The organism is Paracoccus sp. (in: a-proteobacteria) (genome assembly GCF_030538495.1).
Classification (GTDB): domain Bacteria; phylum Pseudomonadota; class Alphaproteobacteria; order Rhodobacterales; family Rhodobacteraceae; genus Paracoccus.
On record NZ_JAUNTW010000020.1, the window covers coordinates 1 to 19,651 of the forward strand.

18 protein-coding genes and 1 tRNA gene are annotated in these 19,651 nt (G+C 61.6%); 11 read left to right on the forward strand and 8 right to left on the reverse strand.

Annotation, left to right across the window (positions count from 1 at the left end; translation table 11 throughout):
- Nucleotides 1–219: 219 nt before the first annotated feature.
- Both lon and Q4G20_RS13290 read right to left on the reverse strand, forming a co-directional pair.
- Nucleotides 220–2,637, reverse strand: coding sequence for an endopeptidase La (lon, locus tag Q4G20_RS13285; RefSeq protein ID WP_303343937.1), 2,418 nt, complete (start codon nucleotides 2,635–2,637; stop codon nucleotides 220–222).
- 154 nt (nucleotides 2,638–2,791) lie between these two features.
- A complete protein-coding gene (locus Q4G20_RS13290; RefSeq protein WP_303343938.1) occupies nucleotides 2,792–4,129 on the reverse strand; it encodes an ATP-binding protein in 1,338 nt (445 codons plus the stop codon).
- A gap of 33 nt (nucleotides 4,130–4,162) precedes the next feature.
- Here Q4G20_RS13290 and Q4G20_RS13295 point away from each other — a divergent pair, with 33 nt between their 5' ends.
- The 9 genes from Q4G20_RS13295 (at nucleotide 4,163) to Q4G20_RS13335 (ending at nucleotide 12,227) form a co-directional block, all read left to right on the forward strand.
- Nucleotides 4,163–5,020: an MBL fold metallo-hydrolase gene (locus Q4G20_RS13295; protein ID WP_303343939.1), complete on the forward strand. Its 858-nt coding sequence runs from the start codon at nucleotides 4,163–4,165 to the stop codon at nucleotides 5,018–5,020.
- Between the two features lie 59 nt (nucleotides 5,021–5,079).
- Nucleotides 5,080–5,154: transfer RNA gene (locus tag Q4G20_RS13300), tRNA-Asn, on the forward strand.
- Nucleotides 5,155–5,654: 500 nt separating this feature from the next.
- A complete protein-coding gene (locus Q4G20_RS13305; protein WP_303343940.1) occupies nucleotides 5,655–6,908 on the forward strand; it encodes an NAD(P)/FAD-dependent oxidoreductase in 1,254 nt (417 codons plus the stop codon).
- Nucleotides 6,898–7,632: a DUF1365 domain-containing protein gene (locus tag Q4G20_RS13310; RefSeq protein WP_303343941.1), complete on the forward strand. Its 735-nt coding sequence runs from the start codon at nucleotides 6,898–6,900 to the stop codon at nucleotides 7,630–7,632. The genes Q4G20_RS13305 and Q4G20_RS13310 overlap by 11 nt, the downstream gene beginning before the upstream one ends.
- Nucleotides 7,625–8,782, forward strand: coding sequence for a cyclopropane-fatty-acyl-phospholipid synthase family protein (locus tag Q4G20_RS13315; protein WP_303343942.1), 1,158 nt, complete (start codon nucleotides 7,625–7,627; stop codon nucleotides 8,780–8,782). The genes Q4G20_RS13310 and Q4G20_RS13315 overlap by 8 nt, the downstream gene beginning before the upstream one ends.
- Nucleotides 8,775–9,488, forward strand: coding sequence for an SDR family oxidoreductase (locus Q4G20_RS13320; RefSeq protein WP_303343943.1), 714 nt, complete (start codon nucleotides 8,775–8,777; stop codon nucleotides 9,486–9,488). Before Q4G20_RS13315 ends, Q4G20_RS13320 begins: the two co-directional genes overlap by 8 nt.
- A complete protein-coding gene (locus Q4G20_RS13325) occupies nucleotides 9,485–10,180 on the forward strand; it encodes a hypothetical protein (RefSeq protein WP_303343944.1) in 696 nt (231 codons plus the stop codon). The genes Q4G20_RS13320 and Q4G20_RS13325 overlap by 4 nt, the downstream gene beginning before the upstream one ends.
- Nucleotides 10,177–10,701, forward strand: a complete 525-nt coding sequence (locus Q4G20_RS13330) for a glutathione peroxidase (RefSeq protein WP_303343945.1) — start codon at nucleotides 10,177–10,179, stop codon at nucleotides 10,699–10,701. The genes Q4G20_RS13325 and Q4G20_RS13330 overlap by 4 nt, the downstream gene beginning before the upstream one ends.
- Nucleotides 10,698–12,227 (forward strand): cryptochrome/photolyase family protein, encoded by a 1,530-nt coding sequence (locus Q4G20_RS13335; RefSeq protein ID WP_303343946.1) that lies wholly within the window; start codon nucleotides 10,698–10,700, stop codon nucleotides 12,225–12,227. The genes Q4G20_RS13330 and Q4G20_RS13335 overlap by 4 nt, the downstream gene beginning before the upstream one ends.
- 7 nt (nucleotides 12,228–12,234) lie before the next feature.
- Here the strand turns inward: Q4G20_RS13335 and Q4G20_RS13340 are convergent, their stop codons facing one another.
- Genes Q4G20_RS13340 through Q4G20_RS13350 form a run of 3 tightly spaced genes read right to left on the reverse strand, consistent with a single transcriptional unit; the run spans nucleotide 12,235 to nucleotide 13,444 of the window.
- A complete protein-coding gene (locus tag Q4G20_RS13340; RefSeq protein WP_303343947.1) occupies nucleotides 12,235–12,411 on the reverse strand; it encodes a DUF2256 domain-containing protein in 177 nt (58 codons plus the stop codon).
- On the reverse strand, nucleotides 12,405–13,058 hold the full coding sequence (locus Q4G20_RS13345; protein WP_303343948.1) for an SDR family NAD(P)-dependent oxidoreductase: 654 nt from the start codon (nucleotides 13,056–13,058) through the stop codon (nucleotides 12,405–12,407). Before Q4G20_RS13345 ends, Q4G20_RS13340 begins: the two co-directional genes overlap by 7 nt.
- Nucleotides 13,043–13,444, reverse strand: a complete 402-nt coding sequence (locus Q4G20_RS13350) for a DUF2177 family protein (RefSeq protein ID WP_303343949.1) — start codon at nucleotides 13,442–13,444, stop codon at nucleotides 13,043–13,045. The genes Q4G20_RS13345 and Q4G20_RS13350 overlap by 16 nt, the downstream gene beginning before the upstream one ends.
- 540 nt (nucleotides 13,445–13,984) lie before the next feature.
- Between Q4G20_RS13350 and Q4G20_RS13355 the strand changes: the two genes are divergently transcribed.
- Entirely contained in the window at nucleotides 13,985–16,708 is a 2,724-nt protein-coding gene (locus Q4G20_RS13355) for a Hint domain-containing protein (protein WP_303343950.1), read from the forward strand.
- 408 nt (nucleotides 16,709–17,116) lie between these two features.
- Here the strand turns inward: Q4G20_RS13355 and Q4G20_RS13360 are convergent, their stop codons facing one another.
- Nucleotides 17,117–17,443 carry a hypothetical protein gene (locus Q4G20_RS13360; RefSeq protein ID WP_303343951.1) on the reverse strand — a complete coding sequence of 109 codons (327 nt, stop codon included), beginning with the start codon at nucleotides 17,441–17,443 and terminating at the stop codon, nucleotides 17,117–17,119.
- A 2-nt stretch (nucleotides 17,444–17,445) separates the two neighbouring features.
- Nucleotides 17,446–18,249 (reverse strand): S24 family peptidase, encoded by an 804-nt coding sequence (locus tag Q4G20_RS13365; protein WP_303343952.1) that lies wholly within the window; start codon nucleotides 18,247–18,249, stop codon nucleotides 17,446–17,448.
- A gap of 197 nt (nucleotides 18,250–18,446) precedes the next feature.
- Here Q4G20_RS13365 and Q4G20_RS13370 point away from each other — a divergent pair, with 197 nt between their 5' ends.
- The gene (locus Q4G20_RS13370) at nucleotides 18,447–18,812 is read left to right on the forward strand and encodes a hypothetical protein (protein ID WP_303343953.1); all 366 of its coding nucleotides are present in this window, start codon (nucleotides 18,447–18,449) and stop codon (nucleotides 18,810–18,812) included.
- Nucleotides 18,813–19,097: 285 nt separating this feature from the next.
- Here the strand turns inward: Q4G20_RS13370 and Q4G20_RS13375 are convergent, their stop codons facing one another.
- Nucleotides 19,098–19,508, reverse strand: coding sequence for a hypothetical protein (locus Q4G20_RS13375; RefSeq protein ID WP_303343954.1), 411 nt, complete (start codon nucleotides 19,506–19,508; stop codon nucleotides 19,098–19,100).
- Between the last annotated feature and the right edge of the window lie 143 nt (nucleotides 19,509–19,651).

A 19,651-nucleotide genomic window follows, 5' to 3' on the forward strand; every position in this document is an offset into this window, starting at 1 on the left:
TTATATATTTGATCAAAAAGGATAAAGTGTCGAAATCCAGTTGCGGCTCACCGTGGCGCGGGCATCGGTGACACCTCGGTTGTTGACGACGTGACCGGCGACACGCTGCGCGCGGTGCTGGCCGCAGCGCGGCGAAGGGCAGGGCGAGTTGGCCGTCCTTAACCCATTGATGTGAATGTCGGTAATCGGGCCGGGGCGTTTGCACCCCGGCCCGTTTGGTTAATGCGCGGTCGCCCCGCCCGGCACGGTGTCACCGCGACGTGCGGCCAGACGCGCGGCCTCGGCGGCTTCTTCGGCGGCTTCATCCCATTCGACGGCTTCGGGCATACGGACCAAAGCGGCCTTTAACACCTCACGCACATTGCTGACGGGGATAATGGTCAGGCCCTGTTTGACATTATCGGGAATGTCGGCCAGATCCTTTTCGTTATCCGCCGGGATCAGCACGGTTTTGATCCCGCCGCGAAGCGCCGCCAGCAGTTTTTCTTTCAGACCGCCGATGGCCAGAACATTGCCGCGCAGCGTCACTTCGCCCGTCATGGCCACATCTTTGCGCACCGCAATTCCGGTCATCACCGACACAACGGACGTGACCATAGCAATGCCCGCCGACGGGCCATCCTTGGGCGTTGCGCCTTCGGGGACGTGGACATGGATGTCGCGGCGGTCAAATTCCGGCGGTTTCACCCCGATTTCCGGGCTGATCGAGCGCACAAAGCTGGATGCCGCGTCGATGGATTCCTTCATCACATCGCCCAGCTTGCCGGTGGTTTTCATTCGGCCTTTGCCCGGCAGCTTCAACGCCTCGATCTGCAACAGGTCGCCGCCGACGCTGGTCCAGGCCAGCCCCGTGACCACGCCCACCTGATCGTCCTTTTCCGCCAGACCATAACGATGACGGCGGACGCCCAGATAATCTTCGGCCTTGGCGGCATCGACATTGATGGTTTTGACGCCGGTTTTCATGATCTCGGTCACGGCTTTGCGGGCCAGTTTCGCGATTTCACGTTCCAGATTCCGAACGCCGGCCTCGCGCGTGTAATACCGGATGACATGGGTCAGCGCGTCGTCAGTGACGGTAAATTCACCCTTGCGCAGACCATTCGCCGCGATCTGTTTCGGCAACAGATGCTGACGCGCGATTTCGCGTTTCTCATCCTCGGTATAGCCGGACAGGCTGATGATTTCCATGCGATCCAAGAGCGGCCCCGGCATGTTATAGCTGTTGGCCGTGGTCAGGAACATCACGTCGGACAGGTCGTATTCCACCTCAAGATAGTGGTCAACGAAGGTGGCGTTTTGTTCAGGGTCCAGCACCTCCAACATAGCCGATGCCGGATCGCCGCGGAAATCCTGACCCATCTTGTCGATTTCATCCAACAAGATCAGCGGGTTGGTGGTTTTCGCCTTTTTCAGCGCCTGAATGATCTTGCCCGGCATCGACCCGATATAGGTGCGACGATGACCGCGAATTTCGCTTTCATCGCGGACACCACCCAGACTGATGCGGATAAATTCGCGCCCCGTCGCCTTGGCCACAGACCGGCCCAGACTGGTTTTCCCCACGCCCGGAGGACCGACAAGGCACATGATCGGGCCTTTCAGTTTGGACGACCGGCTTTGCACGGCCAGATATTCAACGATGCGTTCTTTGACCTTTTCCAGCCCGTAATGATCGGCGTCCAGCACCTGTTCGGCGCGGGTCAGATCCTTTTTGGTGCGCGATTTCACGTCCCACGGCAGGGCCAGCAGCCAATCCAGATAATTGCGGCTGACGGTCGCTTCGGCCGACATGGGCGACATGGATTTCAGCTTTTTCAATTCAGATTCGGCCTTTTCGCGGGCCTCTTTGCTGAATTTCGTGGCGGCGATTTTCTGTTCCAGTTCGGCGATTTCGTTCTGGCCTTCGTCGCCGTCGCCCAGTTCCTTTTGAATGGCCTTCATTTGCTCATTCAAATAATATTCGCGCTGCGTTTTCTCCATCTGAGTTTTGACGCGCGATTTGATTTTCTTTTCGACCTGCAAAACGCTCATTTCGCCCTGCATATGGCCATAGACCTTTTCCAGACGTTCCGCGACGTCCAGCGTGTCCAGCAATTCCTGTTTGTGCTTCAGGTCGATGCCCATATGGCCCGCGACCAGATCGGCCAGCTTGCCGGGTTCCTGCGCATCCGCCACGGCGGTCACAACCTCATCCGGGATGTTCTTGCGCACCTTGACATAGCGTTCAAATTCTTCGCCCACGGTGCGGACCAAAGCAGTGACGGTCGCGTCATCGCCATCGGTTTCGGGCAGGATCACAGCCGCCGCTTCGAAATGGTCGTCATTATCGACAAAGCCGGTGATTTGCACGCGTTCGCGCCCTTCGACCAGCACCTTGACCGTGCCGTCGGGCAGTTTCAGCAGTTGCAGCACATTCGCCAGAACGCCAGTGGTATAGATGCCGTCCGCGTCGGGTTCATCAACCGCCGCGTCGCGTTGCGCGGCCAGCAGGATCGGCGTGTCGCCATCCATCACCGCTTCAAGCGCGCGAACGGATTTATCGCGCCCGACAAACAGCGGCACGATCATATGCGGAAAGACGACAATATCCCGCAGCGGCAACACGGGATAGGTCTGCATGGTGAAGTCATTCATTTTATTATCCTTTCCTGCCCGATGCCGCGCCCCCCTTCTGGCAGTGCGCAACACCTGCGTTCTGCGCTATTTAGGGGTGGTGGGGCGGTCATTCAATATGACCGTGAAAATGCAATCTATTTTCCCGCAGCGTCACGGCAGCGTCACCGAGACGTCACCGGGGGATCATGATTTCCGCGCGCAATCCGCCCAAAGCGCCACGCCCCAGCCGCAATTGCCCGCCATGCGCGCGCGCCACATCGGCGGCAATCGCCAGTCCCAGCCCCGAGCCCTGCGCCCGGTGCCGGTGCCGCGACGCATCCAGCCGGGTAAAGGGGCGCATCGCGGCCTCGGTCTGGTCGTCGGGGATGCCGGGGCCGTCATCGTCAACCACAATGCGCAAGCTGCGCTGCCCCAGCACCGCCGACAGTTCGGCGCGGCTGCCGTAACGCACGGCATTGCCGATCAGGTTTTCAAGGGCACGGCGCAGCATATCGGCGCGAAACACCGCCATGCCCTGCGCCTGTTCCAGCCCGTGACAGGTCAGGTTCTGCCCCGCCCGTTCGGCGCCCGCGCAAATCGCGGTCAGAAACGCGGCCACGTCTTCGGGGCGGGCGGGGCTGTCCTGCGCCTCGTCCCGCGCGTAATCCAGAAAGCCGTCAACCATCCGGTTCATTTCGGCAATATCGGCGTCAAGCGCGGCAATATCCGACGCATCCGGCGGCATATCCGGCCCCATCATCGACAGCCCCAGCCGCAACCGAGTCAGCGGCGTGCGCAGGTCATGGCTGATCCCCGACATCATCAGTTTACGCTGTTCGTTCTGACGTTCCAGACGGTTGCGCATGTCCAGAAAGGCGGTGCCGGCGCTGCGCACCTCGGACGCGCCTGTCGGTTTATAGGGTTCGATCCGGCCCTTGCCGTATTCCTCGGCGGCGTGGGCAAGGCGGCGGATCGGGCGCAGCTGGTTGCGCAGAAACACCGTCGCAATGCCGGTCATCAACAGGGACGTGACCACCATCAGCACCAGCAATTGATGGGGGTTCGACGCGCTGACCCGCTGCCGCTGAAATGCCAGCGAAACGGGTCCAAATTCGCCCGCCAGCACGATGTGAACTTGTCGGTGATTGGTTTCCAGGTCAATCGACAGGATGTCGGGGATGGCGGCGCGCAGTTCCTCGATCACGATGCGGCCGGAAAAGTCATAATAAATCCGCCGATCCCCCGCCACCGGATCTGTGGGCATGGTCAGCGTCAAGCCCAGCGGCCCGGCGATAGATTCGCCCGCCAGCATCGCCGTCATCGGATCATCGGCCCGGTCCATCCGCCGCAGAATCAGACTGACTTCGCGTGCCATGCTGGCGGTCATCTGGCGGGTCACGCCTTCGAAATGGCGTTGCAAAAACATGACGCTGACCACCAGCGTCACCACCACGACCGGCAGAAACAAAATCAGCGCGGCGCGCCCGTAAATGCCGCGCGGCAGCAGGCCGCTGGTGTTGTGATTGGCCATTGAACCCCCGCAATTCCCGCGTAAGCTACCCCCATGACACGCCCATTAAAAGAGCCGCAGCGTATTCTGGCGCCCAACCCGTCGCCTCTGACGGGGCCGGGGACCACCACCTTTTTGATTGGGCTGCGGCATGTTGCCGTGATCGACCCCGGGCCGGATGATGCGGGCCATCTGGCCGCGATCATGCAGGCGGGTGGGGGGCGGATCAGCCATATTTTCGTCACCCACGCCCATCTGGATCACAGCGCCGGAGCGGGGGCGTTGTCGCGGATGACCGGCGCGCCGGTCTTTGCCTTTGGCCGCGCGGATGCGGGCCGGTCGCCCATCATGCAGCAGCTGGCCGCAACCGGGCTGGTCGGCGGCGGCGAAGGCGTCGATCACGATTTCACCCCCGACCACATCCTGCGCGATGATGACGACATCACCACGCCCGACTGGAGCCTGCGCGCGATCCACACCCCCGGCCATATGGGCGGCCACTTGGGTTTTGCGTGGGAAGATCAAGTCTTTAGCGGCGATCTGGTCATGGGTTGGTCGTCGTCGATCATTTCCCCGCCCGAAGGCGATCTGGCCGATTATATGCGGTCGCTGGACCGGCTGGCAATGCTGCGCCCGGCGCGCCTGTTGCCCACCCATGGCGACGCCGTGGGGCCGGAACGCATCACCGAACTGGCCGATCACCGCCGCGCCCGCAGCGCCCAGATTCTGGCCGCGCTTCGCGAATCCCCCGACACGCCCGCGGGCCTGACGCGTCGAATCTATGACATCCCGCCCCATCTTTTTGCCGCCGCCGAACGCAACGTGCTGGCCCATTTGATCGCCCTGACCACCATCGGCGCCGCAAAACCCCAAGAAAACCTGCACCCCAAGGCGATGTTTCATCACCTTTGAAAAAATGTCATGAACCCCCTTGCGGGCTGCGAAAGCTGTGGCTATACACCCCCTCGTGTTCCGGCGTAGCTCAGCGGTAGAGCAGTTGACTGTTAATCAATTGGTCGTAGGTTCGATCCCTACCGCCGGAGCCAAATTCCCCACATTGCTACGATAAAAACTTAGATAGTCACGTCGCTCTGCATAGTGACGGCCACCTATCTGGGTGCGCTGCAAGGCGATGCGGCGGTTGTCCAGTGTGGGGCTGGACTTGGATAAATCGTTTGCGCTGGAATGTGTGATACTGCTTTGATCGTGGCTTTTCGTTTCGCTTAGGGTGCCCAATCGCCGCGTGGATGGCGGGCAAATCTTTGTTGGATGGCTCTGTGCCGTTGCTGCCATCTGAGACAACCAAGACGATCCGGTCGGGCTGCACCTGCCGGATGCTGCTGATAATCGGCCGGGCGATCCGCCAACGGGCAGAATAAGGGTGGGCATTTGGCTTTTGCTTTGATGTCGTCTGGGCTGCCGTCGATTTTGACGCGGCGATGTGTCACCTTTTGCCCCTCGCCCGCAGAACACCCGTCCCCCGTTTTCCCCTCTGTCCAGCCGTTACCTTTTCCGACATACCCCCCCTGACGGCACAGGGGGCATCATGCGCATCGCAATCATCGGCGGCGGGATTTCGGGGTTGGGTGCGGCGTGGTTGTTGGACCCGCATCATGATGTGACCTTGTTCGAGGCCGAGCCCCGCGCCGGAGGACATGCGCGCACCGTCACGGCGCAGGGGGTGGCGGTGGATACGGGGTTTATCGTGTGCAACCGGCGCACCTATCCCCTGTTTATTCCGATGCTGGAACATCTGGGGGTGGGGTTGGCGCCCTCGGATATGTCGTTTTCGGCCAGTTTCGGCGGCGGGCGGCTGGAATATGGCACCTTTTCGACGCGGGCGATGTTTGCGCAGAAACGGAGGCTGGCGGACCCCGCGCATTGGCGGATGATCCGCGACATTTTGCGGTTTTTCCGCGATGCGCCTCGGGATGGGTGCGCCGGATCGCTGGGGGATCTGATCGACCAGATGCGGCTGGGCGCGGGGTTTCGTGATCGGTTTTTGCTGCCGATTTCCGGGGCGATCTGGTCCACGCCGGTGCGGGATATGCTGGATTTTCCGGCGGCGCCCTTTATCCGGTTTTTCGATAATCACGGGCTGATGTCGGTGAATGGCCAACCGGAATGGCTGACGGTGGCGGGGGGATCGCGCGCCTATGTCGATGCGGTGCTGTCGCGGCTGCGGGGGCGGGTGCGGCTGAACAGCCCGGTGCGCGCGGTGACGCGACAGGGCGGATTGCAGGTCGTGACCGATGCGGGGGCGGAACGCTTTGACCGGGTGATTTTCGCCACCCATGCGCCGCAAACGCTGGCGATGCTGGATGCCCCCGATGCGCAGGAACGCGCCATTCTGGGCGCGTTTCGCACGCAGGACAACCGGATGGTGCTGCATTCCGACACCCGGCTGATGCCACGGCGGCGGAATGTGTGGGCGGCGTGGAACTATGTCACCGCCGGGCCGCAGGCGGCCACAGACCGGCCGATCAGCCTGTCATACTGGATGAACCGGCTGCAACATCTGGACACGCCGCGCCCGCTGATTGTGACGCTGAACCCCGAAATGGAACCTGACCACATCCACGACACCGCCATTCTGGCGCATCCGCAATTTGACGCGCAGGCCGTGGCGGCGCAGGCGCAACTGTCTGATATTCAAGGGCACGGAGGCGTGCATTACGCAGGCGCATGGACGCGCTACGGGTTCCACGAAGACGGCTTGTTATCGGCGCTGCGTGTGGCACAATCGCTGAATGTGAACTGGCCGCTGGGGCCGGATCCGTGGGGGGCGGATGCAGGGTAACGCGGTGAACATCTGGGACGGCGCCTTGATTGATGGCGCCGTCTGGCACGGGCGGCGGGGCGATGCCGCGCGTGATTTCCGCTATCGCGCCACTTATCTGGCGGTGCCGGTCGCGCGGCTGGCGCAGATGGAACGTGGCTGGCCGTGGCGCATCCGCGCGCGCGATTACGGCATGGCGCAGATCATCGAAATGCTGGGACCGGGCGAGGTCACGCTGATCACCCTGCCGCGCAGCAGCGGTTACGGATTTAACCCGGTCAGTTTCTGGATGCTGCGCCGGGATGGCGCGCTGCGCGCCGTTCTGGCCGAGGTGTCGAACACATTTGGCGAACGCCACAGCTATCTGATCCGGCACCCGGATGATGCGCCGATCACGCGCTCTGACCGGATCACGGCGGAAAAGCGGTTCCATGTGTCGCCCTTTTTGCCGCGGGCGGGGGAATATGTGTTCCGCTTTGACACCACGCCCGGACGGTTCGGCGCGTGGATTGATTGGCGCGGCGACGGTCGCAGTCTGGGAACATCCCTGACCGGACCGGCGCGGGCGCTGACGCCCGTCAGCCTGCGGCGTGCGGCATGGCGTGCGCCGTTTCAGGCGCAACGGGTCATGGCGCTGATCCACTGGCAGGCCGCGAAACTGTATGCCCGCGGCGTGCGTTACCGCACGAAACCGCCGCAATTGACCCAGACCCATTCGACCGCTGACAGGACCACGGATGTTTGATCGACCGCTTGCCGACCGTTTTTTGAAAACGCTGGAATCGGCGCGCGTGGGGCGTTTGGCGCTGACCATGCCCGACGGGCAGGTGCGTCATTTCGGAGGGGCCGCGCCGGGGCCGGATGCCGCCCTGATCGTGCATGACTGGCGCATGGTGGCCGCATTGGCCAGCCGCGCCGATATTGGCCTGACCGAGGCCTATCGCGACGGCTGGTGCGACAGCCCCGACTGGCCGGCGCTGTTGTCATGGGGGCTGGCCAATGAATCGGCACTGGACGGTTATGTTTACGGCAGTTGGTTGCAGGGGTTGGCGGTGCGGGTGCTGTATTGGCTGAACCGCAACACGCGGGCGGGGTCACGGCGCAACATCGCGGCGCATTACGATCTGGGCAATGATTTTTACCGGCTGTGGCTGGATGACAGCATGACCTATTCATCCGCTTTGTATGGGGCGGGGGATGATCTCTATGCGGCGCAGATGCGGAAATATGATCGGATTCTGGATGGTCTGGGCGCAGACAGCGGGCGGATTTTGGAAATTGGCTGCGGCTGGGGGGGCTTTGCCGAACGGGCCTTGGCGCGCGGCGACTTCGCGGCCAAGGGGTTAACGCTGTCTGCGCGTCAGGCCGATTATGCGCGGCAGAGGCTGGGACCGGGCGCGCAGATCGCGTTGCAGGATTATCGGGACGAAACCGGGCGTTACGATCATGTCGTGTCAATCGAGATGTTCGAAGCCGTCGGCGAACGCTTCTGGCCCGTCTATTTCAAAAAGCTGGCGCAGGTGCTGGCCGATCAGGGGCGCGCGGTGATTCAGACGATCACGATTGGCGATGCCTATTTCGACCGCTACCGCAAAACCGGCGATATGATCCGCAGCTTTATCTTTCCCGGCGGCATGTTGCCGTCGCCGTCGCGGTTTCAGGCGGGGGCCAAGCGCGCGGGCCTGCGGGTTCAGGATGCGCACGGCTTTGGCCCCGATTACGGGCGCACGCTGCGCGAATGGCTGGCGCGGTTTGATGCGCGGCTGAGCGACATTCGCGCGCTGGGCTATGACACCGCGTTTATCCGGGTGTGGCGGTTCTATCTGGCGGCCTGCATCGCGGTGTTTGAAACCGGGCGCACGGATGTGGTGCAATATCGGCTGGCGCATGGCTGACCGCATCTGGATCATGGGCGCCAGCGACGGGATCGGTGCCGCCGTGGCGCGGGCCTATGCCGCGCGGGGGGCGCAGTTGGTTTTGTCGGCGCGTGGGGCGGATCGGCTGGCGGAACTGGCGCGGGAATTGGGGGCTGTGGCGGTTCCCTGTGACACCGCCGACCGCGCATCGCTGGAACAGGCGGCGGCGCAGATCGGGCCGCTGGACCGGGCGATGACCTTTGCCGCGATGTATGATCCGGGCAAGGTGACCGACGCCGACCCCGACCGCGCCGCCCAGATCGTGACGGTGAACCTGACGGGCAGTTTCCTGTTCGCGCGCGCCGCTCTGCCGCTGTTGCGCGCGGGCGGGCAACTGGCGCTGACGGGATCGGTTGCGGGTTATGTCGGGTTGCCGCAGGGGCAGATCTATTCCGCGACCAAGGCCGGGGTGATTAATCTGGCCGAGACCTTGCGCGTTGAACGCCCCGACCGCGACATCCGTCTGATCTGCCCCGGTTTTGTCGATACCGCGATGACGCAGCGCAATGATTTCGACATGCCCGCGATTATGACCCCGGATGCAGCGGCGAAGGCGATTCTGCGCGGCCTCGACGGGCGGCGGTTCGAGGTCCATTTCCCGGCGCGGCTGACGCTGGCGCTGAAATTGTTGCGCGCGCTGCCCTATGGCGTGGCGCTGCGCCTGACAAAAAGGCTGGTAACATGACCCGACCCCTGGCGCTGATCGTGCTGATCCTGACCGTTTTATTCGCGCTGTCGCCGCTGGCCAGCGACGGGTTCAACGGCTTTACCCCCGCGCAATTCCCGGTGGTTCAGGATTTCTGGCCGGTGCAGCCCGCCGGATGGGCGTTTTCCATCTGGGGGCTGATTTATGCGTGGCTGATTGTGGGCGGGTTGTTCGGTCTGCGCCGGGATGGCGATTGGGCTGCGATGCGCGCCCCCTTGGCGGTCAGCCTGTTCATCGGCGTGTTCTGGATCGCGGTTGCCAATCGCGCGCCGGTGGCCGCCACGGTGATGATCGTGGGCATGTGGGCGGGCGCGGTGCTGGCGTTCTGGCGGGCGGGGCCGTCGGACCCATGGGTGCAGGTGCGGCCCGTGGCGATCTATGCCGGATGGCTGACGGCGGCGACGGGGGTTGCGATGGGCGTTGTGCTGGGCGGCTATGGCGTCCTGTCGCCGCATCTGGCCGCGCTGATCTGTTTGTCGGTGGTGCTGGTCGCGGCGCTGATGATCCAACGGGCGCGGGTGGCGGAATGGGGCTATCCGTTTGCGGTCGGCTGGGCGCTGTTGGGGGTGATCGCCGCCAATGCGCCGCGCGGAAATTGGGATATCGTCGCGCTGTCGGGGCTGGGCATCGCCCTGCTGGCGGCGCAATGTGTTCGAGGGAAAACCGCATGAAGCGTCGTGTCTTTATCGCCTGTGCCGCTGCCTTGGCCGCATCGCCCGCCATGGCGCAGGACGCGCCCAGCTTTCGCTTTCCGTCGATTGATGGCGGCACGCTGAACACCGCCGACTGGCGCGGGCGTCCGGTTTTGGTGGTCAACACCGCATCGCTGTGCGGCTTTACCCCGCAGCTTGAGGGGATGCAGGCGCTGTATGATGAACTATCCCCGCGCGGGCTGGTGGTGCTGGCCACGCCGTCGAATGATTTCAACCAGGAACTGGACGACGCAAAAAAGGTGCGCGAATTCTGCACGCTGCAATTCGGCATCACCCTGCCCATGTCCGACATTATCCATGTCCGGGGCGACAACGCGCATCCGTTCTGGGCATGGGTGCGGGACAGCCACGGGTTCAGCCCGAACTGGAACTTTAACAAGGTGCTGATCGGGCCGGACGGGCAGATCGTGGACACATGGCGCAGCATCACCGGGCCGGGGTCTCGTGCCATTCGCCGCCAGATCGACCCGCTGTTATGAGGCTTATTCTGATCCTTGGCGATCAGCTGACCCCCGATATTTCGTCGCTGGCCGGCGCCGATCCCGCCCGCGACATCATCATCATGGCCGAGGTCGCAGCCGAGGCCCATTACGCCGATCACCACAAACAAAAGCTGACGCTGATTTTCGCGGCGATGCGTCATTTCGCGCAGGAATTGCGGGATGCGGGCTGGCGGGTGGACTATCGCCCGCTGACCGACGGCGTGCCGGATTTGTTGGGGGCCGTGGCGGATGCAGTGGCCGCGCACAGCCCCGATATGGTGGTGGTGACCGAACCCGGCGAATGGCGGCTGTGGGATCAGATGCAGGGCTGGGACGCGGCGCTGAACATCTCGGTTCTGATCCGCGACGACAGCCGGTTCCTGTGCAGCCGCGACGATTTTTCCAACTGGGCTGTGGGGCGCAAAACGCTGGTGATGGAACATTTCTATCGCGTGATGCGGCGCAAAACCGGGCTGCTGATGGATGGCGATGAACCGATTGGCGGACGGTGGAACTTTGACACCGAAAACCGCAAACCGCCCGCCGGGTCGCTGTTTCTGCCGCAGCCCCCGCAGGGCGCGGATGACGCGATCACGGGTCAGGTTCAGGATATGGTCGCCGCGCGTTTCCCCGATCATTTTGGCGCGCTGCACCCGTTTCACTGGCAGGTGACGCGGGCGGGGGCCATGGCCGCGCGGGACCGTTTTCTGCGCGACGGCTTGCCCGATTTCGGCCCCTATCAGGATGCGATGCTGACCGGGCAGGCGTGGATGTATCATTCGATCCTGTCGCCCTATCTGAATATCGGGCTGCTGGACCCTCTGGACCTGTGCCGCCGCGCCGAGGCCGAATATCACGCGGGCCGCGCGCCCCTGGAATCGGTTGAAGGCTTTATCCGCCAGATCATCGGCTGGCGTGAATATGTGCGTGGGGTCTATTGGTTCAAAATGCCGGACTATGCCCGCGAAAATGCGCTGAACGCCACGCGCCCGATGCCGGATTTTTACTGGACCGGCGACACGGATATGAACTGTCTGCGACAGGTGATTACGCAGACGATTGACACCGCCTATGCCCACCATATTCAGCGCCTGATGGTGACGGGAACCTATGCCCTGCTGATCGGAGCGGACCCCGACGCGGTGCATCAGTGGTATCTGGGCGTCTATGCCGATGCGTTTGAATGGGTCGAACTGCCCAACACCATCGGCATGTCGCAGCACGCGGATGGGGGAGTGTTGGCGACCAAACCCTATGCCGCCAGTGCGGCCTATATCGACCGGATGTCGGATTACTGCGGGGGCTGCCGGTTTGATCCCAAGGCGCGGACGGGCGAGGGGGCCTGCCCGTGGAACGCGCTCTATTGGGATTTCATCGCGCGCCATGCCGACCGGTTCGCCGCCAATCACCGGATGCGCATGATCGTGGCGGCATGGCGCAAAAAACCGGACGCGGAACAGGCGGCCCTGCGCGATGCGGCGGTGCGGCATTTGGCGGGTTTGCGGGGATATGGTGGCGGGTGACGCCGGTTCAGCCCAACGATGCCTTGCCCCCGCCCGTCGCCGTGCCGCGCGCGCCACGGCAGCGGTCGGAACAATAACGCACCTGATCCCAGTCACGCGCCCATTTCTTGCGCCACGCAAAAGGCCGCCCGCAGGTCGCGCAGATTTTCGTGGGCAGGTCGGATTTGCGGCGCATCTTCACCACGGCACGCGCGCGCCTTTCCAATCCCAGAATGTGCCGTTGTCATCGGGCGTCAGCTGGTCGATCACCGCCAGCAGCGCCTGCGCCGACTGGTCCGGCGTGATGGTCGGATGGCGCGCGGCATAATCGCGGGTCAGGGACGTGGCCACCGTGCCGGGATGCAGCGCGACGACAACCGCGCCCCGGTTTTTGCGGGCAATTTCAATCGCGGCGGTGCGCAGGATCTGGTTCTGCGCCGCCTTGGCCGCGCGGTAACTGATCCAGCCGCCCAAGCGATTATCGCCAATCGACCCCACCCGCGCCGACAGCGACGCGAAGACTCCGCCCCCCGCCAGCATCGGCGCGAAATGGCGCAGCAGCAGCGCAACCCCCGTCGCGTTCAGCGCGAATTGCGCCGCGAACTGGTCGGGATCAACCGCCGCAATGGTCTTTTCCGGCGGACCGCCCGCCGTCAGCGCGCCCGTGGCGTTGAAGATCAGATCAAACGGCCCGGTGATGCGCGCGGCGACCGCCGCAACCGCCGACCGGTTGGTCACATCCAGCCCATCCGCCCGCGACAGGCCCGTGACCTGAACCCCTCGCGCCGTTAATGCGCGGGCAACCGCCGCGCCAATCCCGCCCGTCGCGCCAAAGATCAGCGCGCGATCCACTGCGTCACCATCACCCCGGCCCAAGCCGAAAACCCGGTCAGCACGCCGCCCCAGATCGTGTCGATCACCACCTGTTGCAGCGACCAATCCCGCAGCGTGGCATAGTTGGTAAATTCATAGGTGCCGTAACACATCACCCCAATCAGCGCGCCGCCGATCAGCGCGTTGATCGCCCGCCCATCGGCCAAGGCTGGCAGGGACACGAAATACAGCACCCCCCCGATATAGGCCGCGTAAAACGCCGCTGCCGGTCCCAACCGGAACGGATCGGCCAGCAAATGCCCGACATGGCGTTCAAACACAGGCCGGATAATCTGCGTGATCCCGATGATGTCGATCACCAGAAACACAATCAGCGTCGAGACATAAAGAACCGCGATTTGCATGAGGTCACCTCGTGGCACATGTGATTACATCTTAGCCCAAGGCTGCGCGCGACCCAACCGATATTGTCGGCGCTTGGGCTGCGTGACGGACCGCAAGCCCCCCGCGTCAACCGACGCCGCCTGTTGCGAATTTTGATAACGTATTGCCGATAGAATGAATGAGATAACAAAATTTGGATTCACGCATCGTCTTTTGTCTTGCTGTTTGCATTTTATTTTGCCCAAGGGCGTGGCTGGCATCCGCTGTCGATGATCATTTCTGAGACTCGCGAAAAACCTGCCTAAAGCTAACATTTAGCAATCATGGTTATGCGGGTCGGCACGGTCAAAATGGACATTTGTTCAGTCTCTGACGGCCCGGTCGGAAATCTGAGGAAACTCAGGTCATCGAAATCGACAAATTATCGTTTAATTTCAATGATTTTATGAAGGGGTCGCAACGTCACGAAATTTTTTATTGATGGGTTAGGATAAGCGCGACTATATGCGTTAATGACCTCGATGGGCCGAGGCGTTCTCCACTTTAGATCGGAATAAGCCATGTCTGTGATCACGGGCACTGAAGGTAATGACAGCCTGAATGGCACGAACGGTGATGACACGATTTACGGCCTTGGTGGCAATGACGAGATTTTCGGCGGACGAACCCGGACGGTGAATCAGCCCGGCAGTGGCGATGATTATATCGACGGTGGCGAGGGCAACGATACCCTGTATGGTCAGGATGGCGACGACACGCTGATCGGCGGGCCGGGCAATGATCAGCTTGACGGCGGGCCGGGCAGCGACCTGTTGGATGGCGGACCGGGCGATGACGTGTTTCTGATCCGCGACACGGACACAACCGGCCATGACACCATTATCGGCGGTGAGGGGAACGACCGGCTCAGCTTTATTGGCGCGACCACCTATACGGTTACGTTTGCGGGACCGGCCGGGGCGGGCAGCTCGGTGTCGCACAGCTCTCCGGCGACGACCGAGTTCACCGGGATCGAGGTTTTAACGACTGATCGGGGCAATGACACCATCGACGCATCGGCCTCGGGCGGGGCGGTCGATGTGCGCAGCAATGGCGGCGATGACAGCCTGATCGGCAGCGCCTATAACGATTCGCTGGTTGCTGGCGCGGGCAATGATACGGTGTGGGCCGGTGCGGGCAACGACACCGTGCTGGGCGGTGACGGCGACGATCTGATCTATGGCGAGGCCGGCAATGACCGCCTGGATGGTGGCAATGGCAATGACACCATCGACGGCGGTGCGGGCAATGACCTGATCATCGGCGGCGCGGGCAATGACCGGCTGTTTGGCGGTGACGGCAACGATCAAATCTTTGGCGATCTGGGCAATGCCGGTTCGACCATCGAAGGCCACGACTTTATCGACACGGGCGCGGGCAATGACACGGTTTGGGCCGGTGCGGGCAACGACACCGTGATCGGCAATGACGGCAACAATCGCATCCATGGCGAAGGTGGCAATGACTCGATTACCTCGGGCGTTGGGAACAGCTATCTTGACGGTGGCGCGGGCAATGACACGCTGATCGCGGCGGGGGGGCAGAATACGCTTCTTGGTGGCGTGGGCGATGACAGGCTGTATGGCGGCGCGACCAGCCGCGGCCTGCTGGATGGCGGCGCAGGCGATGACTGGATCAAGGTGGACGGGAACCTGAACCAGCTTCGCGGTGATGATGGCAACGACACGATCAAAGCGACCGGTGACAGCAACACGCTGCGCGGCGGCGAAGGCCATGACCGCATCGACGCGATTGGCGACCTGAATAATGTGGACGGCGGCGCAGGCGACGACGTGATCGAGGTGGATGGCCACGGCAACACGATCACCGGCGCTGCGGGGAATGACACGATCAGCGTCACGGGCGATCGCAACCAGATCAGCGGGGGCGACGGTGATGACTCGATCTGGGTGTTCGGGGGGAACAATGCCGTTCATGGCGACGGCGGTCATGACACCATCGACGTTTCTGGCGACGACAACCTCGTCTATGGCGGTGATGGGAACGACGCGATCCATGTTCAGGGCGACAATTCCGAAATCTTTGGCGGTGTGGGCGATGATTACATCGTGGCATACGGGAAGGATTCAGTTGTCGATGGCGGCACCGGCCACGACACCATAGCGGCGGGCGGAGACAGCACGGTTGTTTATGGTGGTGACGGTGACGACCGGATCACGGTTTACGATTTCGGTGACCCCGAGACGGGGTTTGTGCCTCAGGTAACGGCCTATGGCGGTGATGGTAACGATACGCTGATTGCGCAGGGCGAATATGCCGAGATCTTTTTAACCGGTGGCGCGGGGGCGGATCTGTTTATTGTGGACCCGGGGGTGGGTCTGAAGGTCACGATCTCTGACTTTATGGACACCGACGGCAGCACGCTGGGCGATAACGATCAGTCCAACAACAACTTTGTCAATCTTGGCGAGATCATCGAATATCCCGAGCTTGGCGCCGAGGGTTTTCCCTATCAGACGGGCGGGTATTATACGGCGGGTAATCTGGCGCTGTATAACCAAGATAATGGCACCGCCTACAAAAATGCGCTGGCATGGATGCGCGCCGACTGGGCCGAGGACGGCATCCTGAATTGGGCGCCGAACCTGCATCTGGTGCTGGACGATGTGAAATCGGCCGATCAGCTGACATGGGAAAATACGAATGTTCTTTGCTTTACCCTTGGCACCTTGATCGACACACCCGACGGGCCGCGCGCCATCGAGACGCTGCGCGTGGGTGATCTGGTGCTGACCTGCGACAACGGCCCGCAGCCGCTGCGCTGGAAGGGTGTTACGGATGTGACCGGGCTTGCGGCACGCGAAAATCTGCGGCCTGTGCGCATCTCGCAGGGCGCGCTTGGTGCCGGGATGCCCGCCGCTGATTTGCTGGTCAGCCCGCAACACCGGGTTCTGGTGCGCTCCAAGATCGCGCAACGCATGTTCGGCACGATGGAGGTGCTGGTCGCGGCCAAACATCTGACATCTGTTGCCGGGATCGAAATTGTGGATCAACCCGACGTGACGTATATCCATCTGCTGTTTGATCGCCACGAAGTTGTTTTGTCGAACGGTGCGTGGTCGGAAACGCTTTACACGGGCGTTCAGGCGCTGCGTTCGATCCCACCAGCCGCGCGGGATGAGCTTTTGACCCTGTTCCCCGAACTGGCCCAGACCGAAGGCTTGCCTGCCGGTGCGCGCCAGCTTTTGGGCGGCCGCATGGGACGCAAACTGGCTGATGTTTGACAGACATATCTTCACTGTTCTGCGAAGAGGCCCGAAGATGTGCGAAGTGATGCGAAGGGCCAGTAAAATAAGGCGATTGTCGGCGTGAAGAGGCTGCGGGGCGATGTGTTCGGCTTGTCATTCAGTGTCGCAGGAATCGGGCCGTTTTGCGGCGTGCGGGCGTTCCAGGACAAGTTGCAGCTCGGACCTCGTGAGAGGCGTTAATACCCCGTAAAACATGCCCTTTAACGGCGTCAATGGTGGCTCTGACGGTGGCTGGGCTGCGGGCCGAACATACAAATAGGGCCGGAAGTTCGGGAGCTCAGTTGTATGTTCGGAAAGCTCGTTGTTTTTAATAAGAAAAACCGCGATGCGCAGCGAAAAGAACCGACCCCGAACATACAACTGATTTTGGGCGCTCACGCCAAATTAATGTCGGGGCGGCAGCCGGTCGCGGATGTCGCGTAAGGTGCGGATGATGATGTCGATGCAGCTGAAGAAAATGGCTGTGAGAAGCACCGACCCAGCTGCCATGAAATTGAAGATCTGGGCTGAATTGTCGTAGGTGTTATAGGTCACGCCACTGTATGGCAGCGTCCGAGGGATGCGGACCGGATCGGTCGTGATGGCAATGACGACTAAAATTGCCGAGACAAGATAGAGTAGCAGCGCGATCAATCCTGCTACAGAAATTGTCTCGAAGTAGCCTTTTTTGTGCATGGTGGGCGCGGCCTTAGCCGCCTCTTTCTCGGTCATTTTCAGTCCCTCACTGTATGGCCCCACCAGACGACTTCCCCCAAGATACGGACGCGGGCGGCGTCTACGGCTGGGATCAGCTCTGATGGGGTGGTGTCGTTATCGGATAAGAGGAGGAGGCCCGCTGACAGGCGCTCCAACCGTTTGATGCGGGCGTCACCGTCCGGCCCGACCAAGGCATAGATGCGGCGGCTAGTTGGTGTGGTGCGGCGGCGATCGACCAAAACCAGATCACCATCATAAAGGGTTGGCGCCATGCTGTCGCCCTTGACACTGACGACCATGCAAGCACCGGGGCTGATGCCTTCCCGATCTAACCAGTCGCGACGAAAAGCGATAGCGCCGGTGGGTGCGCTATCACTGTTGGTTGCGCCCGGCCCAGCTGAAAAAGCAGCGTCGTAGCGCTGGACCGCGGCAAAGTCGTCACCGGCAATCTCCGCTGCGAGAACTGATCCGGTGTCGCTGGGTGGGCCAAAACGCAACTCCAACCCAAGCACGGCACCTAAAGCAACAAGGTTTTCAATGGATGGCAGCCCATACCGTTCACGACTCATATTCGTAATCAAATATGGGTTGCCGATGGCCTGAATTGACGCTTCCGCAGCCGTCATTCTGCGCTCTTTTAGGCGCGCTTTGATAACAGAAAGAAGCTGATCCTTAGTCATGTTGGCAGAACTGCCAACAAAGCACAGGCAGTGCAAGATTTTTCTTGCAAGTTGGCAAATCTGCCATCTATATATGTTGGCATGAAAGCCAATTCTGACATAATGGCAATTGCCGCCTTGGCCGATGCGTTGGCCGCCCATCGCAACTGGACCGCGACAACTACAAGTTTGCGCGCGTCGGGCCGGGGTTCATATTTACCTGCGCTATTCGCGGGAAAGGTTGGGATCACCTTGGCTCGACGCGACCGCATTATGCAGTGGTTCTCTGATCATTGGCCGATTGACCTGGAATGGCCGCGTTCGATCCCCCGGCCTGTTAAGTCAAAGGATGCAGCCTGATGAACTGTTATTTCAAAAGGTATCGGCGTCATCTGGCAATGCTTGTCTATCCGGAATGGAAATCCGAAGCGTTAGGGCCATCTATGGAGCAAGAAAAGGACGCTGAACCGAAGAGGTTAAGCTCCCGTGAGGCCCTTATCGCACTCGCCGAAATGCTCGCCGCCCATCAGGGCGTGACCCATTACGCCATCAGTATGCGCGCGATGGGCAAGGGCGACTTTTTCAAGAACATGATCGAACGCGGCTATGATTGCCGCACCCGAACCGCTGCACGTTTGATGCAGTGGTTCGCGGACAACTGGCCCGCCGATTTGGAATGGCCAGCCGATGTCCCCCGCCCACGAAAATCGAAGGAGGCCGCGTGATGCCCGAAGCTAAATATGATCTGCGCGAAATCGCGCGCTCGGCATTGAGCGAGATGCCGGAACATCAGCGCGGCCCGTTTCTGACCGCCCTGATCTGTGAGTTGAATGGCCGTGATGCTGTCGCCCTGCTGGCCAGTGCCCGGAACGCGATCACGCTGCGGCTGCGAGCTGTGGTGGATGCTTCATATTTTCTCATGCCGCGCGCTGACCTTCAGCGCGAGCGCCGTCTGCCGCGCCACACAACAAACTGGCGCGACGTGCCGCGCGTCGGCCTGCCGTTCTGGTTCATAGGGCGTCAAATGAAAGGTGTAGCAGATCATCTAATGATGGTCGGTCCAGCCATCGCTCGGCAACTGGAACTGCGATTTGAATTGCCTTGCGATAGCTCCTCCCCCGAGTGTCGGCCAACTCGGCTGCGATCGCTAGCGCATTGGCTGATGCAATCGCCCAATGACGTGCCGCAAGCCACTCCCGAACAAAGGTCGGGCGCGCCGTCTTCTGAACCCACTGAAGGTCTTTTGCGGGCGTCTGGCCAACCAGTCGCTGAATGCGATCAGAGGGGGTTAAAATGAAGTTGGCCAGCTCTTTGTCCAAGTTGTCTTCGAGCCAAGCCTCAAGCAGATCTCGCTGCTCTTCGGACATCAGTTCAAGCAGCTCATCTACACGAGCCTGCGCAGCCATCACATATCGCTCCATCGAATCCCTCCTTCCGGTTGTTTGCGCTTCGGATGGTAGGGGCCAGCCCGGTCATAATCCAGCCAGCACCGACCGGGCTGGCGCTGAACTCCGCGCTCCGGCTGCTGCCGCCGTCGATGCGCGTGAGCCCGCCAGCCCGCGCT